The sequence below is a fragment of the Pseudomonas sp. LBUM1641 genome, from assembly GCF_059716235.1.
In genome coordinates, this window is record NZ_CP166815.1 from 4,661,806 (window position 1) to 4,681,198 (window position 19,393).

Annotated in this window: 21 protein-coding genes; 2 read left to right on the forward strand and 19 right to left on the reverse strand. The window is 63.3% G+C overall.

Translation table 11 applies throughout. The features are described from left to right. Positions 1-133 precede the first annotated feature (133 nt). Positions 134-3,604, forward strand: a complete 3,471-nt coding sequence (locus tag ACA046_RS21445) for a hypothetical protein (protein WP_497674922.1) — start codon at positions 134-136, stop codon at positions 3,602-3,604. Between the two features lie 72 nt (positions 3,605-3,676). Here ACA046_RS21445 and ACA046_RS21450 read toward each other — a convergent pair whose 3' ends face one another. The 14 genes from ACA046_RS21450 to ACA046_RS21515 all read right to left on the reverse strand — a co-directional run bounded on the left by ACA046_RS21450 (position 3,677) and on the right by ACA046_RS21515 (position 13,524). Then, a complete protein-coding gene (locus ACA046_RS21450; protein ID WP_459022262.1) occupies positions 3,677-4,387 on the reverse strand; it encodes a hypothetical protein in 711 nt (236 codons plus the stop codon). A 149-nt stretch (positions 4,388-4,536) separates the two neighbouring features. Next, positions 4,537-5,583, reverse strand: a complete 1,047-nt coding sequence (locus ACA046_RS21455) for an EscU/YscU/HrcU family type III secretion system export apparatus switch protein (protein ID WP_076014141.1) — start codon at positions 5,581-5,583, stop codon at positions 4,537-4,539. Between the two features lie 3 nt (positions 5,584-5,586). Next, positions 5,587-6,399: a type III secretion system export apparatus subunit SctT gene (gene sctT, locus ACA046_RS21460; RefSeq protein ID WP_459022265.1), complete on the reverse strand. Its 813-nt coding sequence runs from the start codon at positions 6,397-6,399 to the stop codon at positions 5,587-5,589. A 6-nt stretch (positions 6,400-6,405) separates the two neighbouring features. Continuing rightward, a complete protein-coding gene (gene sctS / locus ACA046_RS21465; RefSeq protein WP_003208314.1) occupies positions 6,406-6,675 on the reverse strand; it encodes a type III secretion system export apparatus subunit SctS in 270 nt (89 codons plus the stop codon). Between the two features lie 10 nt (positions 6,676-6,685). Beyond that, on the reverse strand, positions 6,686-7,339 hold the full coding sequence (gene sctR, locus ACA046_RS21470) for a type III secretion system export apparatus subunit SctR (protein ID WP_003208316.1): 654 nt from the start codon (positions 7,337-7,339) through the stop codon (positions 6,686-6,688). Then, positions 7,336-8,337 carry a type III secretion system cytoplasmic ring protein SctQ gene (gene sctQ / locus ACA046_RS21475; RefSeq protein WP_459022268.1) on the reverse strand — a complete coding sequence of 334 codons (1,002 nt, stop codon included), beginning with the start codon at positions 8,335-8,337 and terminating at the stop codon, positions 7,336-7,338. The genes sctR and sctQ overlap by 4 nt, the downstream gene beginning before the upstream one ends. Further along, positions 8,334-8,783 carry a hypothetical protein gene (locus ACA046_RS21480; RefSeq protein WP_076014143.1) on the reverse strand — a complete coding sequence of 150 codons (450 nt, stop codon included), beginning with the start codon at positions 8,781-8,783 and terminating at the stop codon, positions 8,334-8,336. The genes sctQ and ACA046_RS21480 overlap by 4 nt, the downstream gene beginning before the upstream one ends. Before the next feature lie 174 nt (positions 8,784-8,957). Then, positions 8,958-10,280 carry a FliI/YscN family ATPase gene (locus tag ACA046_RS21485; RefSeq protein WP_167664486.1) on the reverse strand — a complete coding sequence of 441 codons (1,323 nt, stop codon included), beginning with the start codon at positions 10,278-10,280 and terminating at the stop codon, positions 8,958-8,960. Further along, the gene (locus ACA046_RS21490; RefSeq protein WP_497674923.1) at positions 10,277-10,855 is read right to left on the reverse strand and encodes a FliH/SctL family protein; all 579 of its coding nucleotides are present in this window, start codon (positions 10,853-10,855) and stop codon (positions 10,277-10,279) included. The genes ACA046_RS21485 and ACA046_RS21490 overlap by 4 nt, the downstream gene beginning before the upstream one ends. Next, positions 10,848-11,465 carry a type III secretion protein gene (locus tag ACA046_RS21495; protein ID WP_459022273.1) on the reverse strand — a complete coding sequence of 206 codons (618 nt, stop codon included), beginning with the start codon at positions 11,463-11,465 and terminating at the stop codon, positions 10,848-10,850. Before ACA046_RS21495 ends, ACA046_RS21490 begins: the two co-directional genes overlap by 8 nt. Next, the gene (sctJ, locus tag ACA046_RS21500) at positions 11,462-12,244 is read right to left on the reverse strand and encodes a type III secretion system inner membrane ring lipoprotein SctJ (RefSeq protein WP_459022275.1); all 783 of its coding nucleotides are present in this window, start codon (positions 12,242-12,244) and stop codon (positions 11,462-11,464) included. Before sctJ ends, ACA046_RS21495 begins: the two co-directional genes overlap by 4 nt. A gap of 4 nt (positions 12,245-12,248) precedes the next feature. Beyond that, positions 12,249-12,686, reverse strand: coding sequence for a hypothetical protein (locus ACA046_RS21505; RefSeq protein ID WP_459022277.1), 438 nt, complete (start codon positions 12,684-12,686; stop codon positions 12,249-12,251). 9 nt (positions 12,687-12,695) lie between these two features. After that, a complete protein-coding gene (locus ACA046_RS21510; protein ID WP_003208330.1) occupies positions 12,696-12,926 on the reverse strand; it encodes a hypothetical protein in 231 nt (76 codons plus the stop codon). Positions 12,927-12,957: 31 nt separating this feature from the next. Then, positions 12,958-13,524 carry a type III secretion protein gene (locus ACA046_RS21515; protein WP_076014149.1) on the reverse strand — a complete coding sequence of 189 codons (567 nt, stop codon included), beginning with the start codon at positions 13,522-13,524 and terminating at the stop codon, positions 12,958-12,960. Between the two features lie 48 nt (positions 13,525-13,572). Here ACA046_RS21515 and ACA046_RS21520 point away from each other — a divergent pair, with 48 nt between their 5' ends. Then, on the forward strand, positions 13,573-14,337 hold the full coding sequence (locus ACA046_RS21520; protein ID WP_459022280.1) for a tetratricopeptide repeat protein: 765 nt from the start codon (positions 13,573-13,575) through the stop codon (positions 14,335-14,337). 542 nt (positions 14,338-14,879) lie between these two features. Here ACA046_RS21520 and ACA046_RS21525 read toward each other — a convergent pair. Genes ACA046_RS21525 through ACA046_RS21545 form a run of 5 tightly spaced genes read right to left on the reverse strand, consistent with a single transcriptional unit; the run spans position 14,880 to position 19,378 of the window. Continuing rightward, complete coding sequence (locus ACA046_RS21525; protein ID WP_076014152.1) at positions 14,880-15,260, reverse strand: hypothetical protein; 381 nt, start codon at positions 15,258-15,260, stop codon at positions 14,880-14,882. A gap of 14 nt (positions 15,261-15,274) precedes the next feature. Then, positions 15,275-16,555: a type II and III secretion system protein family protein gene (locus ACA046_RS21530; protein ID WP_497674924.1), complete on the reverse strand. Its 1,281-nt coding sequence runs from the start codon at positions 16,553-16,555 to the stop codon at positions 15,275-15,277. After that, on the reverse strand, positions 16,552-18,690 hold the full coding sequence (gene sctV / locus ACA046_RS21535; protein ID WP_497674925.1) for a type III secretion system export apparatus subunit SctV: 2,139 nt from the start codon (positions 18,688-18,690) through the stop codon (positions 16,552-16,554). The genes ACA046_RS21530 and sctV overlap by 4 nt, the downstream gene beginning before the upstream one ends. Continuing rightward, positions 18,687-19,022 (reverse strand): tetratricopeptide repeat protein, encoded by a 336-nt coding sequence (locus tag ACA046_RS21540; RefSeq protein WP_497674926.1) that lies wholly within the window; start codon positions 19,020-19,022, stop codon positions 18,687-18,689. Before ACA046_RS21540 ends, sctV begins: the two co-directional genes overlap by 4 nt. Beyond that, the gene (locus ACA046_RS21545) at positions 19,022-19,378 is read right to left on the reverse strand and encodes a hypothetical protein (RefSeq protein ID WP_497674927.1); all 357 of its coding nucleotides are present in this window, start codon (positions 19,376-19,378) and stop codon (positions 19,022-19,024) included. Before ACA046_RS21545 ends, ACA046_RS21540 begins: the two co-directional genes overlap by 1 nt. Positions 19,379-19,393: the final 15 nt, after the last annotated feature.

Genomic DNA, 19,393 nt, shown 5'->3' on the forward strand with positions numbered 1-19,393 from the left:
TGAGAGGCATCGAGGACATTCCCGCGAATTCACACCCGTGAAAGCTTGTGACTTGTTGCCAACAAACCCGCTTTTACCCGCTTTCAGCCCCTAAGATCGAGTCCTCGTGCGCCCCCTCACATGGACTGAACCGATGATCACCCGTCCCGAAAAACCCGCCTCTCCCCGCGTCGATCAACCCAACGCTCCCGAGCGCGTTTTCGACGCAGTCCTGAACAAAGCCAAAGTCCTCGCCAGCAGCGGACCGGGCGACAAAACCCTTAAGCCCGAGGACTATAAGGAAGTCACCGCCCTGCCGGGCAAACTCGACATCGACAAGCTCAAGGTCATCTCCCAGGACAAAGACGCCGGGGTGATCTACTTCGAACAGGACGGCGCCAAATACAAGATCAGCGCCGAGGGTGCGGCCAACGCCCAGGACGGGTTCGACGTGCTGAAAAACCTGCGCTTCGGCCATGCCGTGGCCCCGGTCAACCAGGGCGGTCCCGACGAAGGCACGCCGTTGTACACCTTCCTCCAGACTCTCGCCGAAACCCAGGGCACCCCGGCCGGCAAGGCCATCGTCGAAAGCCTGAAGAACCCCGACCAGCAACTGCTGCGCGAAGACGGCGACGGCGTACGCCTGGCCAATATCAAATCCGTGGGCAAGGCCGAAGACGGCATCCTCAAGGTGAGCCTGGAAAACGGCAAGACCCTGGTCATCTCCGAATTGCTCACGCCTCAAGCCTTCAGCACCTACACCCAGGCTGGGGTGACCAAGCAGGCTCTGAATGACGGCAAGACCAAGGGTTATGAAGCAGTCACCAGCCTGCCGGGAGACCTCGATTTCAGTCAGTTGAAAGTGGTGTCCGAAGACAGCAGCGCCGGGGTGATCCTGTTTGAACACCAGGGCCACAAGTACATGATCAGCAAGTCCGAAGCCGACCTGCCGCAACCCGGCGCCGATCTCAGTAATCCCAACCCCAATGCCGGCGGGACGTTCTACAACTTCCTCCACGCCGTGCACGCCAGTGAAGGTTCGCAAGCCTTCGACTACATCAAGAACGCCCAGTCCCTGCCCGGCCAGGCGCTGCTGCGCAAGGACGAAGCCAGCCTGAAGCTGGGGGACATCAGCAAGGTTGACGCGCCCATGGACGGCATCCTCGTGGTCAACCAGGCCGACGGCAAATTGCTGGTGGTGTCCAAGGACATCACCCCCGAAGCCTTCGCCGCCTACACCAGCAAGGGCCAAACCCTGGCCGGCATCGAAAAGGCCAAGGGCGACGGTTATACCCTCGCCGGCCCGGACGCGTACCTGCCCTCCACCGAGGACATCATGAGCGTTGGCGGTGCCGGTGATTATGGCCCCGGCCTGATCGCGTTCACCCAGCACAAGCCGGGGGGCAGCGAAGAGAAAATCGTGGTGTCGGAAGACAGCAACCCACCGCTGTTCGAGCAGATTTCCAGCTACCGCAGCGACATCGCCGCGCAGACCACCGACGTTGACAAGCTGCGCACCGACAACGGCCTGCCGCCCCTCAAGGACGTGTCCGTCGACAACCTGGCCACCACCGAAAAAGATGAAAGCGGCAACCCGCTGTCGGTGCAGGACCTGTCGATGAAAACCCTGGTGGACAGCTACCGCGCCGGGGTCAAGGACGGCAGCATCGGCAAGGACGACCCGCGCGCCAAGTTCCTGCGAGCGGTGGAAGCCCGGAGCATGGCCGACAACGGCATGTCGATCATTCCCGAGCACGGGTTCGGCAACCAGGGCATCGCCACCACGCCCATCGACGTGACCTCGCGGGACGTGCGCGACAACATCTTCGACACCAAGGCCATCGACCAGACCATCAACGACCTGCTCGGCGACTCGACCATCCAGCACGACATCAAGGCCAACCACGACGCGGCCCTGGGCAAGGTCGACGGCGGCCAGGCCAAGGTCGAGGAGACCCGGCAGAAACTGATCGACAGCACCTCCTCGGAGAATTTCACCAAGTACATCAAGTCCTTGCAGGACAGCGGCAAGACCGAACTGGCCACCCAGGAAATCCAGACCGCCTACACCGCCCTCGCCGACATCGACCCGGCCAAGGCCGACAACTTCCTGCAAAACCTGCAGATCGACGGCTACACCGATGCCGTTGAAAAGCTGATGGACGATCCCACCAAGATTTCCGACGACAATACCGCCCTGGCCACCACCGACAACACCATGGCCATCCTGTCGATGCTCAAGGGCAGCGCCGACGGCCTGCCGCGCCAGGCGCTGGGGGTGTATTCGAAATTCGTCGACCAATTGCTCAAGGACAAAAACGCCGCCGCCGACTTCGGTAAGGCGATGATTTCCCTCGGCGATACCTGGCAGAAAAACGGCGTGATCAGCTTCAGCGACATCGACAAGGCGGTGAGCAAGGAAATCATGCCGGGCCTCAGCGAAGAGAACCGCAGCTCCTTCGTGAAGAACCTCAACTTCCTCAAGGACAACGGCGTACTCGGCTCGGTGGGCGGGGCGATCGGCATGGGCCGGATCGTCTACCAACTCGCGGGCCAGGGCGGCAAGCTCGCCGACACACCGATGAAGCGCCTGGGCATCGCCAACGACTTCCTTGGCTTCCTCGGCACCGGCTCACACTTCGCCACGCTGGGCTTGAAAGTCTATGACAAGTTGCGCGGCACCAACGCCTACAAACTGATGGGCTTCGACCGTTCCCTGCCCGACCTGTGGGCCAAGCCCGGCGAGGGTTACCACGCGCTGCCCAAGGACGCCGAGGCGGTGCAAAAGAAGTACTTCGACATCGTCGACCAGGCCATGGACGACGGCAAGGACGTGGGCAAGGCCCTCAACAGTGGCGGCTGGAGCGACGAAGGCGCGAAGAAGGTCCAGGAAGGTATCGAAAAAGGCATCGCCAGCCGCGGCGGCGTGGCAGGTGCCGGGTTTGGCGCGAAGTTCGCCAGCAGCGCGATCAAGGTGATCGGCATGGCCACCGACGTGGCGGGCGGCGTGATCAGTGTGGTCCAGGCGGCGTTTACCTTGCGTGATGGCGTGCGCGAGAAAGACCCGGTGAAAATCGCCTCCGGTTCACTGTCCATGGCCGGTGGCGTCAGCAGCCTGGTAGCGGCTGGCGGCGGCGTGCTCACCACCCTGGGGGTAACCGGGCGGATCATTCCGTTCCTGGGGCCGGTGGGCTTTTTGATCTCCGGCGCGCTGTCGTTTGTCGGGGCGATCCTGAGCACCGTGCAGTCCCACAAACTGCACAAGATCTCGATGCAGAACTGGAACCAGATCCAGGACTTCAAGCAGGACGGGCTGCTCAAGCCCAACGGGGATGAGGCGTATGTGTGGTTGCAGACGTACCTGTCCGACTGGGGCCAGCGGGATGCGCCGCAGGACCAGAGTATTTTTGATTTCCGCAAGGAAGAGTGGGGTGCACGCTCGAGCATCCGTGGCGGCGATCATCGGCGGGACCATCCGGACTTTATCGGCGACGGGAACAACCGCAATTCAGAGGACTACAAATACTCACTGAAACCGTCGGAGTGGACCAATGAGAACCACGACATCATCTGGCGCGTGGGGGATGGGTATGGCGGTGAGTATCATGATGTAGACAAGCCCTGATCGCCCTGACACAAGGTAAAAACCCTGTGTAGCTTAACGGCTCCACAGGGGTTGAGGACCAGGGCGGTGTGCTTAGCGGCGCGCCAGGTGAGCGGATGTCAGTTGTGCATTGCGATAACCGATAATGCCGTCCTGCCTGCCGTTGTCATCGATGGAGTCCAACGCGTGGCTCACATGAGACCGCTTGACGATTTCTCGGGCAAGCAACGTCATGTTGTCCTCTGCCCAGTTGCCAGACAGCTGACGCCCCGCAATGTTGTAGATCTGCTCAACGTCGGCCACGCCATTTTCCGGTTTGCCAAACGCCTTGTAGTTATTACCAAACGCCAGCGCCAGGCTCGAATCCGGCATTCGATCATAAATATTGAACGGTTTGGCGCAGCAAGGCTTGGGAGGTGGCGGTGGCGTGTGACAGTTCGACAACTGCTCAGCCGCCAGTTTAGGGTTCCAGGGCCCGATCACTCCATCGCGCACGCCTTTGTCATCCACCGAATCCAATGCGTCGAGCACGTTGTCGCGCTTGATCACTTCCCTGGCCAACATCGTCACTCTGTCCTTGGCGGCATCGCCCGTCAGCGATTGCGCTGCGACTTGCCTGATTTTTCCGACAGTGGCGTTCGGCGTTGTCGGGTGTTTGAACGACTGGAAGTGGTGGCCAAACGCCGAAGCTACTGCGGAATCCGAATACTGCTCGAACGGGTTGGTGGGAGGGCGCACAGGATGCGCGTGAGAAGCAGCGTTCAAGCTCGCAGTGTTGGAAGAGAGATGAGAGTTTATCGCCATAATTGATATTCCTGATGCGTTCAACAGAACCGTTTCCCATCTGCCCGACCTGTCTCGCCTGAACCGTGCACAGGCGAAATAGAAGCCAATGGGTTATTGGTCTGTGGCGTCCCGTTTCGAATCAGTTCCAGAGCAGCGACCGTCAGCCTTCAAATCAACCGCGCCGCCACCAACCAATCCGCCACCGCCTGAAACGAAGCATCCGGTACCGGATCTCCCGGTACGGTCTTTCTTGCAATCGCCTCCGCCAGGTTTTTGTCTGGCGCCTGCGGAATGCCCAAATCAAACGCCTCCTGCAGCATCCCCAACGCCTCCTCCGGCGAAGCCCGGCACACCACCACCGGCACCGGCGTTTCCCCACGCACATAGCGCACACCGATTACCCAGCCATCGGTGGTGCCGATCATCATCGAAGCCCGGCCCAGCCCCAGCTTGGTGGCAAGCGCCTGCATCTCCTGGCGCTGGCGCCGCCTCTCGCTCTTGATCAGCGGGTCGCCATCGATATCCTTGCGCTCGCGCTTGGTCTCGCTGCGGGTCATTTTCATGTCGCGGCCAAACAGCCAGCGTTGCATCAACACGTCTACCCCGCCCACCAGGATGAAGGCCGCCAGTACAGTAAACACCAGCGGCTTGAGCACCAGGAAAAACGTCGATTCGATACACCCGGCACCACACCGCGAAGACTCCATCAATGCCTGCAACGCGTGCCGCCCCACCACGTAGAACGCTACGGCCAGCACATGCACCTTGATCAGGCCCTTGATGAATTCCACAAAATTGCGCAAGGCGAACAGCTTCTTGAAGCCTTCCGCCGGGTTGATGCGCTTGAACTCCGGCTTGATCGGTTCCACGGAAAACACAAAGCCGCGCATGGTGATGATATTGGTCAGGATCACCACCCCGGTGGTCACCGCCATCACCGGCAAGGTGATGCCGATCACCAGTTGCTCGGCATGGTCCAGCACCCGAGGCCACACCGTGGCGAAGGGTTCGATGTAGATCTGCGCGGTGAGGTCGATCAGCGCGGTGACCTGGGCCTGGGCCCGTGGCGCGAGGATTGAGATGCACAGGGTGCAAAACAGGATGACCATGCCCGAGACCAGGTCCTGGCTCTTGGCGACCTGGCCTTTCTTGCGCGCGTCCTTGAGCTTTTTGTCCGTGGCCGGCTGGGATTTTTCTTCGCTGGTATCGCCCATGCGTTACTCCATGCCCGCCAGGGTTTTCAGCAGTTCCACGGTGCCGCGAAACTCCGCCAGCTGGTCCAGCATCAATGGAATCAGGAAGCCGATGTAGATTACCATCAGGATCGAGAAAAACAGGTTTTTCACCGGCAGCGACAGGTCGAAAATATGCAGGTTCGGCGCCATGCGCGACAGGTACGCGAGCATCAGGTCGGTGATCAGCAGCGAGATGATCAGCGGCGAGACCATCAGCACCCCGACGCGCATGATCTGGTCGAGAATCGACAGCACCGCCAGCAACGCGGAGCTGGCAAATACCGGGGTGAACGCGGTGACCGGCCACAATTGGTAGCTGTGGTAATAGCCGTCGACCATCAGGATAAAACCGCCGGACATGAAGAACAGCGTGATCAACATCACCGTCAGCAACGTGGACATCACACTTGATTCCCCGGTGGACAACGGGTCCACCAGTTGCGCCATGGTCGAGCCGCGCTGCAGGTCGATCAACTCCCCCGCCACCTCCGCCGCCCAGAACGGGATGCCGAACAACAGGCCGATCAGGATGCCGATCAGGAATTCCTTGATCAGCAACCCGGCGATAAACAGGCTGCCGTGGTTGGGCATCGAGGTCATGGCGTCGAACACCGGCATGAACATCGGGATCGAAATCGCCACGGCCACGCAGCCGCGAATCATCCCGGTGAGCCCAAGGCGGTTGAACGCCGGGGTGATCACTACCACGCCCATGGCCCGGCAGGCCGCCAGCGAGGCCGAGCTGATCACCGGGTAGGCGACTTCGAGAAACTGTGCGGTAAGGCTGGCATCCATGGGCAGTCAGCGCGTCCACAACGGGAAGTTATCCAGCACCTGGCTGCCGAGTTCCGCCACTTGCCCGGCCAGCACCGGCCCCAGGAACACGATGGTCAGCAGCACCGCCACCAGCTTCACCACTTGGGGCAGGGTCTGGTCCTGGATCTGGGTGAGCGCCTGGAACAGGCCCACGCTCAAGCCGACGATAATTGCCACCCCGAGCGCTGGCGCGGAGAGCATCAGCACGGTCATCAGTGCCTGTTTCATCAATGACAGGAAAACGTCCTGGCCCATGGGTCGTGCCTCAGCCGTAACTCAGAATCAAACCGTGCATCAGGCGCGACCAGCCGCTCAATGACACGAACAGGAAGATTTTCAGCGGGATCGAAATCAGGTTCGGCGAGACCATCGACATGCCCATCGCCATCAACACGTTGGACACCAGCAAATCCACCACCAGGAACGGGATATACAACAGGAACCCGATCTCGAAGGCCCGGGTCAGCTCCGAGCTGACGAACGCCGGGATCAGCACCACCAGGTCGTCATCCCGCAGGTCGGCACGGGCTTCCGGCGACCAGATGGTCTCGGTGGCCTGCACGAAAAAGCCGCGCTCGGACTCATTGGCGAACCGCGCCAGGTGCGCCTGTAGCGGCGGGCGCAAGGCGTCGCCTAGGTCCTTGAGTTGCTCGACGTGCTCGATGTTCAGGTCGCGCCCTTCCACCTGGCGGTACATGTCGCCAATCAACGGCGTAGTGACGTACACCGAGAGAATCAGCGCGATGCCGTACAGCACCAGGTTCGGCGGCGTTTGCTGCACGCCCAGGGCGTTGCGGATCAGGAACAGCACCACCGAGATTTTCATGAAGCCGGTGAGGGTCACCACCGCCAGCGGGATCAACCCGATGGTGGCAACCACCAGGATGATCTCGATCAGGTTCGGCTGATAACCGGTCATGGGGTGGCGAAACTCAGCAGGCGCACACCCAGGCCGTCACCGATTTTCACCAGTTGGCCCTGGCCGACGCGGCGGCCGTTGACCATCAGGTCAACGCCATCCACCGTCGGCGTATTCAGTTGCAGCAGGCTGCCCGCGCCCAACTCCCGCAGTTGCGCCAGGGTCAGTTCCAGGCTGCCGACCTGGCACACCAGCTTGAGGGGCAAATCGTCCAGGGCCGCGGCGGCATCGACATCAGTCATTGTGTTCTCCATGTCCAAAAGGGGCGATTTCAAAGGTTCCTGTAGCTGCAGCGATGAGCCGTCGCGTCGGCAGCGGGCTTGCAGGCGGCCCTCAAGGTCCAACAGCAGGCCGCTGCCGGCTTCGAGCATCAGCACATCGCCGGGCTGCAGGCTGCGCAACTCACCGAGGCTCAGCCATTGCTGCCCGGTGAGCACCGAGAGTGTCTGGCGCAGCGCGGGCAACGGGTCGGCTTGGACCTGGCCGTGTTGCTCCAGCAACTGCGCCACAAGGAACGCAGCGCTTTCGCTCAGGTCGAGCTGGGCGGCCATTGGCGGGGTGTTGCCGAAGGTCAATGTCAGCGCCAGGTGCACGGGGTAAGACCGCGCCTCGTCACTGGCTTCGAGCAACTGCACGGGGTGGCCGAGCAACGGTTCGAGGCGCTCGATCAGATCCAGCACGGCCAGCTCCAGCAACAGCGAGCGCGGCAATGACGGCAGCACCTGCGCGTCGAACTGCAACGCCAGCGGCACCAGCACTTGTTCCACAGCGGCGGCGGACAGACGCAGGCGCACCGGTGACTGGCCGAGCAACAGCTGCACATCCCGAGGCGATTTCAGCGGCTGGGGATCGGCGGCCCAGGCGACGCTCAAGTCCTGCCCGGCACAACGGCCCTGCCACGCATGGCGCCGGCGGTGCAGCTGGTTATGCACGGTGAGCAGCGCCAGGTCGTGGTGTTCGAGCCAGGGGCCCAACGGGTCGGCAAGGGCGACGATCATGTGCCGAGCCCTTGTTCTTCACGCAACTCACCGGCGACCCGCTCGCAGCTTTCACGCCCGTCCAGCAGGCTTTGCCAGGCGTCGGACTGGCGCTGGCGGCTCAGGCGTTCCTGGCGAAACAGCTCACGCTCGCGTTCCTGGGTTTGCAGGGTGCTGGACACGTGGGTGACGTCGCCCTCGAGCAAGCGCTCATCGTCGGACAAGCCCCGCAGGCGATCCTGGGCTGCCTGCCAACTGGCCACCGACAAGCCCTCTGTGAGTGAGGCGTAAATCTCGCCGGCCTCACGGGCAACGGCTTCGCGGTGCAGGCGCAATTGCTCCTTGGCATCAGTCAGGGCGCCGTGGGTTTGCGCGCAACGTTGCTGCTGCGCCGCCAACTGGCTGGCCGCCCGTTGTTCCCGCAGCACCCGCAGAGTTTGCAGGGTGCGCAGTTGTTCAGTCTTCATCGGTTCTTTTCTCCATCGTCATACCAACAGCGCACTCACTGAGTGCATGAAGATTGAATGTGGGAGCTGTTGAGCCCCGGCGAGGCTGCGATAGCGATGTCGGCAGTGCTGACGCCATCGCAGCCTCGCTGAAGCTCGACAGCTCCCACACTGGATCTTGCTGCGCTTTCGGGCTCATGCCAGCACCTGGCGCATGCGGGTCAAGGTGTGTTCGGGGCTGCTGGGTTCGTCGGCGTTCTGGCGCAGGAAGGCTTCGATCGCGGCATGGCGGGCGATCGCTTCGTCGGCCAGGGGGTCGCTGCCGGCGGAGTACTCGCCGACGCGGATCAGCATTTCGATTTCGCCGTATCGCGCCATCAATTCACGGATGCGCATTGCCAGGCGTTTGTGTTCGTCACCCGCCACCTGCTCCATCAACCGGCTGCGACTGCGCAGCACGTCCACCGCCGGGAAGTAGTTGCGCTGCGCCAGTTCGGCGCTGAGGGCGATGTGCCCGTCGAGGATCGAACGTGCTTCCTCGGCCACCGGATCGCTGGCGGCGTCGCCTTCGGTGAGTACGGTGTACAGCGCGGTGATGCTGCCTGTGGGGCCCGGGCCGGCGCGCTCCAGCAACTTGGGCAAGGTGGCAAAAAACGACGGCGGATAACCGCGACGTGTCGGTGGCTCACCCACGGCCAGGCCGATCTCGCGCTGGGCCCGGGCGAACCGTGTGAGGCTGTCCATCAGCAGCAGTACGTTACGGCCCTGGTCGCGGTGGTACTCGGCCAGGGTGGTGGCGACAAACGCCGCACGTACTCGCTCGGCCGCCGGGCGATCCGAGGTGGCAACCACCGCGACGGTGCGCGCGCGGGCCTGGGCGTCCAGTTGCACGTCCAGCAGTTCGCGCACTTCCCTGCCCCGCTCGCCAATGAGGCCGATGACAATCACATCGGCTTCACTGTTACGGATGATGCTCGCCAACAATGAGGACTTGCCCACCCCGGGCTCGCCAAAGATGCCCATGCGCTGGCCTTGTGCAAGGGTCAGCAAACCATCGATGGAGCGAATACCCAAGGCCATGGAGCGTACGATCAATTGCCGCGAGAACGGTGCCGGAGGCTCGGCATGCAAGGGATAGGTCTGCAAGTTCAGGGTCGGCGATACACCATCACCGTCGAGAAACTCGCCCATGGGGCTGATCACTCGTCCGAGTTGCGCATCGCCTACCGCCACACCGAGGCTTTCGCCGGTGGCGATGATTTGCGTGCGGGTCGACAGGCCTTCCATGGAACCGATGGGCGACAGGATCGCTTCGTCACCATCAAAACCAATCACCTCGGCGCTGAGGCTGCGGCCACTGACCGGGTCGCGCAAATGACACAGCTCGCCGATGCTCGCCCCCGCCACGCTGGCCCGCAGCAACACCCCGCGAATACTCAGCACCGTGCCTTGCATCGGACGCAAGCGGGCCAGGGACAAGCGCTCGGTCAGGCGCGGCAGCAACTGATTGAGGTTCATGCCACGCCCTCTTCGGCAAAGGGCAACAGGCTGCGACGCAGGGTTTGCAACTGCGCTTCCAGCCCCAACTCAACCGAGCCCGCCGGACTGCTGAGGCGGGCCTGGCCAGCGCTCAGTTGCGCATCGGCCTCCACGGCGATGCCGTCCTTCAGCAACGGTTGGCGCAGCGCGTTCACTTCGGCCGGTGGCACCCACAAGATCAGCGCCTGGCCTTGGCGAAACGCGCTCAACGCCTGGCGCGTGCAGCGCACCACGCGGTCGGTGTCGTCCAGCTCGCCGAGCACTTCACGCACGATGCCCAGGGCCAAATCCGCCAGCGATGCTTCAAGCCCGGCCAGGTAATGCTGGACCTGGGCCTGGGTTTCCAGCAGCAACTGCGCGACCTGTTCGGCGCCTTCGCGCCGCGCGCTTTCAAAGCCTTCGGCACGTGCGGTGTGCAGCCACTGGTCGCTGTCGGCCTTGATCTGTTCGGCGTGTTCCTTGGCGGCTTGCACGAAGGCGAAACCATCGGTCCACAACGCCGCTTCATCGGCGCGCAAAATCCGCGCCGCAGGACGGCTGGGTAATTCACTCATGGGCATGCTCCTCGGCGAGCAACCGGGCGGCGACGGTCTGGACAATTTCCAGGTCGCGGGGCAAGCGCCCGCTATAGCCTTTGGGTGCGACAAAACGCAGGGGCAGCCAGCCCTGCAACTCGGCGGGCTGGGCCTGCAGCCAGGCGGCGACACAGGTGAGGCCATCGCGGTCGATGGCGTCGATCAACTCGGCGGGTTCACGCAGCAGGTCGGCCGCGCCGCCCAACTGCCGGTTCGCCAGGGCCAGGGCAAAGGCTTCCTGGCCGAGGCCTTCGCGCAGCTCATTGACCACTTCGCGGCGGATCTCCCGGCTCAAGGTCGACGCATGCCAGATCGCACCACACAGCCTGGGCAGGCGCTCAAATTGCGCCGGGCTCAGCAGCAGCACCGGCAAATCGGCGGCCGGCGGCGTGACCAGATGCGCAAGCGGCGCAAGCTGATAATGCCTGGCCAGCAACTGCTCCAGGCGCGACCGAAAACGCGGCTGCCCGTGCAAGGCTTGCAGCACCTCAGTGGGCAGGCCTTCGCCAAAACATTCGCCGAGGCTTTGCTCGCGCACAAACTGCAACGGTTGGGCGATCAGGCCCTGCCAACGCTCCAACAGGCTCATTCACCCTCCTTGAGCACATACAACGCCTGGGACTGGCGCCGCGCCCATTGTTGACGGGCCAACACGCCGCATGCGCCGAGGGCGAGCAGCAGCAAACCGCCGAACAGCAACCGCGCCTGGTTGAGGTTGTCTTCCAACAGCCACAGGCCCATGAAGCGCGCCAATCTCGGTTGCGCCGGGTTCTGGCTGATGGACACGGCGGCCTTGATCGCCGTCACCGAGACGCCGTCATAGCTCAGGCCGGAAATACCGTTGGCTACCAGGGTCTTGATCTGCGGGATCAGGGTGTTGATATCGGTGCCCGGGTCGTAGCGCACCAGTACCGAGGCCGACGACGGCGAGATCACTCGCTTGAGCAGGTCATTGTCCGGCAGCACTACATGCACCCGCGCCGAGACGATGCCGTCGATCTGCGACACCGAGTGGGACAGTTCTTCGCTCAGGGCGTAGATCATCTGCGCCCGCTCCTGCACCGGCGACGACACCAGGCCGTTGCCCTTGAACACCTCGCCCATGTTGGAGAAGCTCTGCTGCGGCAGGCCGGCGTTGTCCAGCAGGGTCATGGCTTCGGCGAAGCGCTGTTCGTCGACCACCACTTTCAGCTGGCCGTTGTCCTGCACCTTGCGCGTCGCCGGGATGCCGTCGCGCAGCAGCACCGCGACCATGGCGTTGGCGTCGCGCTCGCTGAGGTTGGTGTAGAGGTCCATGTCGCAGGCCTGCAAGAGGCTGGCGAGCATGCCGATCAGCAGCAGGCGCAGGGCACGGTTTGGGCTTGGCATGGCGTTATTGACCCTTGAGCAGCGTGTTGGCGGAACCGGAAATCTGCGTCGCACCGCGCACCACCATCTGGGTTTCGATGGAGTAGTCGAACATCTTGCCCAGTGAATGGACGATCTGGTCGACCTGCTGCTCGGCGACTTTCTTGCCCGGTTCTGCAGTGGGCGAGGCACCCGAGGTGCGGACATCCGCAGCGGCAACTGGCGGCGGCGCCGACGGGTTATTGGTGAGCAAATCGGCGCGCTCGGAAAAGGTCCGGGAGCGGTCGATAAAACTGTTCAGGCGCTCCATCAGGCCCGAGCCGATCTGATGGGGGCTGGCGCCCTCGGGCATGCCCTTGGCCGTATTGGCCATGTGCTCGAACAGATTCTGCGAGGCCCCGGCGGGCCCCGCGCCGGCGGACGGCGGCAAGGCCGTGGCGCTGGCAGCGAGACTGATGGTCATGGGTGCGCCCTACTCTTCGTCGTCATCGGACATGGCGTCATTCAGCATTTCCTGCGCCTTGGGCATGATGATGAATTGACCGCCGATGGTGACCGCCTGGGTGATCAGGGCATCGGTGAATTCGGCGTCGGTCATCTCCGGTTTGTCGGCGCTCTTGGCGTTATCCACCGCGGCGTTGAACTTGGCTTCAGGGCTGGCGCCACCGGGGGCGAGGTTGCTGTCTACGGCGGTTACGGACATGGTCATGCTCCTTTACTGGGGTTGGGGTGAATCAAGGGGTTTCAGTGCTCACCTGAGCACCGCGAAACACCCGCACGCCGTGCTCGCGCGCGACGACGGGCGCCGCGGCCTTGGGTTGCAGGTGATCCACATGCTGCTGAACCAGCGCCAGGTACGGCGGCGGCCCGGACACAAAGACTTCATCGCCCTCGGGACCATTGCGCATCGACAACTGCTGGCCGAACACATCGAGGTTGTTCAAATACGCCTGCAACTGGTCCAGGTTCAGGGCACTGGCCTTGAACAACTTGGTGGTGATTTCGTCGCTGGCATTGAGGTACAGCAGGTTGCCGTCGAAGTACCAGGTCAGGCCGTTAGTGCTGCACAGCGTCTGCAAAAACTCCCCGGCGGTGGCGGCGCGCACGGTGCTGCGGGCCTTGCCACGCACCTTGTCCGAGAGCACCAGCGGGATGTCGAGGTTGTGGCCGAACTCTTCGAGGGCGGCGCGCACGTCCTGATCCACCAGTACGTAGGCGTAGGGTTTGGCAAACCATTCGGGCTCTTCGTCGGCGTGGGCAATCGAGGCGCCAAACAGCACCGACAGACATAGGAGCGCCATGGAAAATATGCTTACATGACGTCCGCCTTCGCCCAACGAGTTGTGACGATGACCAAACACTTTTTGCTTGCCGGCAGCCTGTTGCTGGCCGCCTGTTCCAGTACTGCACCGAGCGATACCGATCGCTCGGTGCAGCTGGCCAACGACCTGAACAAACGCGGCGACTACGCCAGCGCGGCGGCGCTGTACGAACGTGCGGCCCAGCAACCGGGCGCCGGCATCGACCTGTGGCTCAAACTCGGCCAGGCGCGGCTCGACGGCAACGACGCGCCCGGTGCCGAACGCGCCTTCCAACAAGCCCTCGGCCTCCAGGCGCACAACGCCGACGCCTTGCTGGGCCTGGGCACCGCGCAACTGCGCCTGGGCAAAACCCAACGCGCCGTGACGGCCCTGGGCCAAGCCGCAGAGGCCAGCCAGTCGCCGGTCGCGTACACCCGACTGGGCGTCGCCCAAGTGCTGAACGGCCAGGCGGTGGCGGCACAAACCGCCTTCGCCAAAAGCCTGGGTCTGCAACCCGACGACCTCGACAGCCGCTGCAACCTGGCCCTGGCCTACGCCCTTGGCGGCCAGTCGCAACAGGCTTTGGACACCATCGCCCCCGTCACCCAATCGCCCCGCGCGTTGCCACGGCATCAGCGAAATGAATTGTTGGTGCTGGTATTGGCGGGATACGAACAACGAGTGGCCAGCTTGCCGCTGGACGATATACCGGCGGCTGAGCGTGCACGCCTGATCACAGAAGCCAACCGCATCAAAGCCATCAGCGATCCGGTCGCGCAAGCGCGTGAATTGGGGTTGGTGGACACGCACTAAAGCGTAACCTTGCCGTTGCTGTTGCCCTGCTTTTGATCTTGCTTTTGATCTATCAGGCCCCGTCAACCACGATGGCCGCAAGCAGGCACGGTGGAGCGGGTAAATCGGCAGGGAAGCCGATTTAGCCGCGCCGGGCCATGGATGGCCCGTCGCGGCGGCCTGCGGAGCCGGGCCGGAGTGCGGGCATGCCGAGCCTAGGCGAGGCACCGAGTGGTGGGGCAAAGACCTTTTGGTTACTTTTGGGGCGTTTGCCAAAAGTGACCCGCTGTAAGAGCGGAACCATAAGAAGCCGTTACCGCAGGAATGGATATGTACACGGTAAGCTTCAAGATCCCGGTCGCCTGCCAGACCGCTTTCGCGAGCAAGCCCGCTCCCACATTTGGGCAGTGGTGGGACAGACATATCTGCTGGGCCTGGAATACCGCTATCGCAGGCAAGCCAGCTCCCACAGTTGGACTGTGGTGTGACAGACAGATCTGCCGGGCCTGGAATACCGCTATCGCAGCCAAGCCAGCTCCCACAGAGGAAATGTGAACGCCGGTTCATTGCTCCGCTCCCGGAGCGCCCGCCTTGGCCTCTTGCTGAGCCTGACGCCGCTGCAACTGCTCCCGATCAAACCCCTCGATATACACCTGCGCCGCCCGCCCAACCGGCGCCGCCATCGCCGGGCCAGTGGCCCGCCCCTGATTCAAATCCTGCCGCTGCTCCACCATCTGCATCAAATTCAAATTGTTGGCACACCCCAACGGCAAGGTCGCCTTGAAATCCTCATCCAGCCCAATCTCATCCTTGGCCGGCGGCTGCTGGCACTGGCTCGGCAACCCATCCGCCTGATACTGCGGCGAGTAATACACCGGTGCCAAATGCGTCTTGCAGCCCACCACCAACAAGGGCAAACACATCAACAAACGCGAAACTTTCATGACATGCCCCCTCATCAATTCATGTAAAAACCAAACGCCCCACCACTGCGCGGCCCCGCCGTTGCGGCGGTCGCAGGCTGCGCATCCAGCGGCGTGGCCAACGTGCGGCTGCGCACCGGCTCCACCAGATACGGCGTGATCAAAATCACCAACTCGGTTTCGTTGCGCTGAAAACGCTTGGAGCGAAACAGGTTGCCCAGGATCGGCAAGTCCCCCAGCAACGGCAGCTTCTCGATGTCCTGGCTGCTCTCACGCTGGAACAGCCCGGCAATCGCGAACGTCTGCCCGCTGCCCACTTCCACCCGCGTATCGGCCCGGCGCACGCTGAACGACGGCACATGGAAGTTGCCGAAATCCACGGTGCCGCCACTCACCACACTGCTGACCTCCGGACGCACTTGCAGGGCGATCCGGCCGTTGGGCAGCAGGGTCGGGTTGAACAGCAGCGACACGCCGAACGACTTGTATTCAATCCCCACCAGATCCCGATTCACCGGCACCGGAATCGCCACTTCGCCGCCCGCCAGGAAGCTTGCGGTCTGTCCGGTCATGGCGGTGATATTCGGCTCGGCCAGAATTTGCAGAATCCCGTTGGCCTGCAACGCGTCGAGCATGCCGTCGATATTGGTGTTGCCCGAACCGCTGCCCGCCGCCGCCAAGCCACCCGCGGTCGCCGCTGCCAGTGGCCCACCGGTGATCAGCCCGAAGGAAAACGTGCCGTTGCTGAACATCGCGTTCCAGTTCACGCCGTAGTGCAGCAGCTCCGAGCGGGACACTTCAGCGAACCGCACGCGCAAGTTGACCTGGGCCGCACCGGCATATTCAGTGGTGTTGACCGCGCTCTGAAAACCCTGGCCCTGGGGGTTGAGCAAGGCATTCAAATCCGTCGCCTCGCCCACGCTGCGCACCGTGCCCTTGGCGATCAAGCGATTACCCGCGCCGCTGATCTGCGCGCCGTTGCCGGGATGCAATTCCTGCATCGGCGCGGTCACCGCCTGGGTGGCGCTGCTGACAGCCAGGGACAGGCTGGCGAGCTGTTTGCCATCGCTGCCGAGGGCAATCAGGCTAGTATTGCCCGGGGCTTTGCCGAAGATGTAGATCACACCGGGCGACACCACTTGCAGGTCGGCAACCCCCGGTTCGGCCACCAGCACCGACTCCACCGGAGCCACAAAATGCAAGATCCGGCCTTCTCCGGAGGCCAGGCTGATGGAGCCTTGGGCGCCATTGGCAATGTCCTGGGCGCTGCACAAAAACGACGCCAACGTCAGCAACAACAGAGAAAAACGGATCATGAGGCAGACGCCAGGGAAGTGACGGAAGCCGCGGCAGGTGCACAGCGGTTGGAGATATCGGTGAGGCTGATGGTCACCAGCGCTTGCAGGTTGTATTCGGTGGCCAGTTCGCGAAACGACAGCACCGCCAGTTCCAGTTCACCGCGCAGCACCAAGCGGCGCAGGCTGCGGCGCAATTCCGGATGCACCAGCAACACCGCGCTGTTGGCCTCGAGGGTTTTGTCGCAGGCCTGGCGCAGTTGGGCGAGCAAGGCGCGGTTGACCTCCTCCGGAATCACTTCGCGGCTCGGCTCCTGGCGACGCAGGGACGCGCGCAGTTGGTCTTCCAACCCCGGCGCCAGTACCAAGGCGCCAATCACCCGATTGCGGTCGGCGTATTGATGGCTGATCTGCCGCGCCAACGCGGCGCGCAGGTGTTCGGCGAGGCGGCCGGCGTCGGTTTCCCGGGCGCCCCACTCCACCATGGCTTCGAGCAAGGCCCGTTGATTGCGGATCGACACGCCCTCGCCCACCAGCAAGCGCAAGGTCTCGGCCACCCGCTGCAACGGCACCAGGCGCAGGGCTTCCTTGACCAGTTCACCGTAGGTGGCTTCGGTACGTTCAAGCAGCAGGCGGGTTTCCTGGATCCCGAGGAAGTCCGCGGCATAGCGGCGCAGGCTGCGCTCCAGCACGCCGCGCAGCACTTCGTCCGGCAGCAGGAAACCGATGCCGGCAGCGCGCAACGCGTCTTCGTGCTGGCGCTCGATCCAGTGCGCGGCGCGGCCATTGAGTGGCGAATCGGCTTGCAGGGTGGCGATGTCCAGCAGTTGCACGTGCACCGGATCGTCCTGCAACAACAGGCAGTTGATCGGCATCTCGCCTTCGCTGACCGGCACCCCTTCCAGGGACACGCGGAAGCTGCCCGGCGTGGCCTTGGCGTCCATGTGAATGCCCGGCACCGGCATATCGACGCCAAGGTCGCTGCGAATGTCGTGACACAGCGCTTCGATGCGTTGGCTCAGTAGCTGGCGTGGTGCACTCTGGGCCAAGGCGCTGCCGAGGGTCAGCAGCACCCGAGTGTCGGGGGCCACGCCGTAATCCTGCTCGGCCTGCACTTCCACCTCCGGTTCCAGGGTCTCGATCAGCGCCTCGGGTTCCACCTGATGTTCACGGGTATGGCGGCGGTACATCACGAACGCCGCGCCACCAAACACCAGTGACAACCCCAGGAATACCCAGGTCGGAAAGCCCGGGATCACGCTGACGCCGACCATGATCAATGCGGTCAGACCGAGGGCCCGGTAGCTGGCGCCCAACTGCTTGAGAATCTCGCTGCCGAGGTCACCCGCCTCGCCGTCGCTGTTGACCCGCGTCACCACGGTGCCCGCCGCGACGGAGATCAGCAGCGCCGGGATCTGTGCGATCAAGCCGTCGCCCACGGTCAGCAGCGAATAGGTGTGCACCGCCGCGCCGAACGCCATGTCGCGCTCGATCATGCCGATCAGCATGCCGCCCAGCAGGTTGACCGCAAGGATCACCAACCCGGCAATCGCGTCGCCCTTGACGAACTTCATCGCCCCGTCCATCGCGCCGAACATCTGGCTCTCGCGCTCCAGGCGTGAGCGCCGGCGACGGGCTTCGGCCTGGTCGATATCGCCGTTGCGCAGGTCGTTGTCGATACTCATCTGTTTGCCGGGCATCGCGTCCAGGGTGAAGCGCGCCGCCACTTCCGCGACCCGCTCGGCGCCCTTGGTGATCACCACGAACTGCGCCACGGTGATGATCAGGAACACCACCATGCCCACCACCACCTGGCCGGCAATCACGAAGTCGCCGAAGGCCTTGACGATGTGGCCGGCGTCGCCGTGCAGCAGAATCAAGCGGGTGGTGGTGATGGACAGCGACAGGCGAAACAGGGTGCTGAGCAGAATCAGCGGCGGCAGCGCCGAGAATTCCACCGAGTGGCCGATGTAGAAGGCCACGATCAGGATCAGGATGCTCAGGGCGATGTTCAGGCCGATCAGCATGTCCACCAGGTAGGTGGGCAGCGGGATGATCATCATCACAATCGCCATCAGCATGAACGCGACGATGATCACGTCGGTACGCTGGGCGGCCATGCGTGCGATACCGTTCAGGCGGTTGAGCAGGTTCATGGCGCCACTCTCCGTGCAGCCAGGTAGCGTTTGAAGCACTGGCGCGCTTCGTCCTTGCGTTCGCCGTACCACAACGCCCGGGCGCGCAGCAGCAACAGGCTGGCGGACTCGCCTTCCAGCGCCACCAGGCGGTCCAGGGCCGCGAGTGCGCGGGTAAAGTCGCCGCTGTCGGTGAACGCCAGCACCAGCGAGCGCAGCAGCAGGCCGTCGTCGGGCGCCACGCTCACGGCAATCAGCAACATCACCAGCGCACGCTGGGACTGGCCGTTGCGCCGGTACAGCTCGCCAATGCCCTTGAGCAATTGCACCGCGTCATCGTTATCCCGGGACATCAGGCCTGGACCTCCGAGCGTTGTTGTTCGAGGGTGCGGCGCATCTCGATTTCCTCGCTGATCAGGTCGTGGGCCAGCGCCTTGATCTCCGGCTCGGCGTCGAGGTTCGGCAACAGGTGCTGCATCACGTGATCCAGCAACTCCAGGGAACGTGCGCTGCCGAACAGCAGCGAGTCGACGCCGGCGGCGCTGGTGAGCTCTTCCAGGTCACTGCGCAGGGAGCGGCGGGACTGGACCTTGCGGGTTTTCAGCACCGCCTCGAAGACGGTGGCATGGCGCGAATTGACCGGGCGGATCGCCTCGACCGGCGCGCTGCGCACATCACTGGGAATCAACGGACGGGGTTCGACTTTCATCCCGGGGCCTTAGCT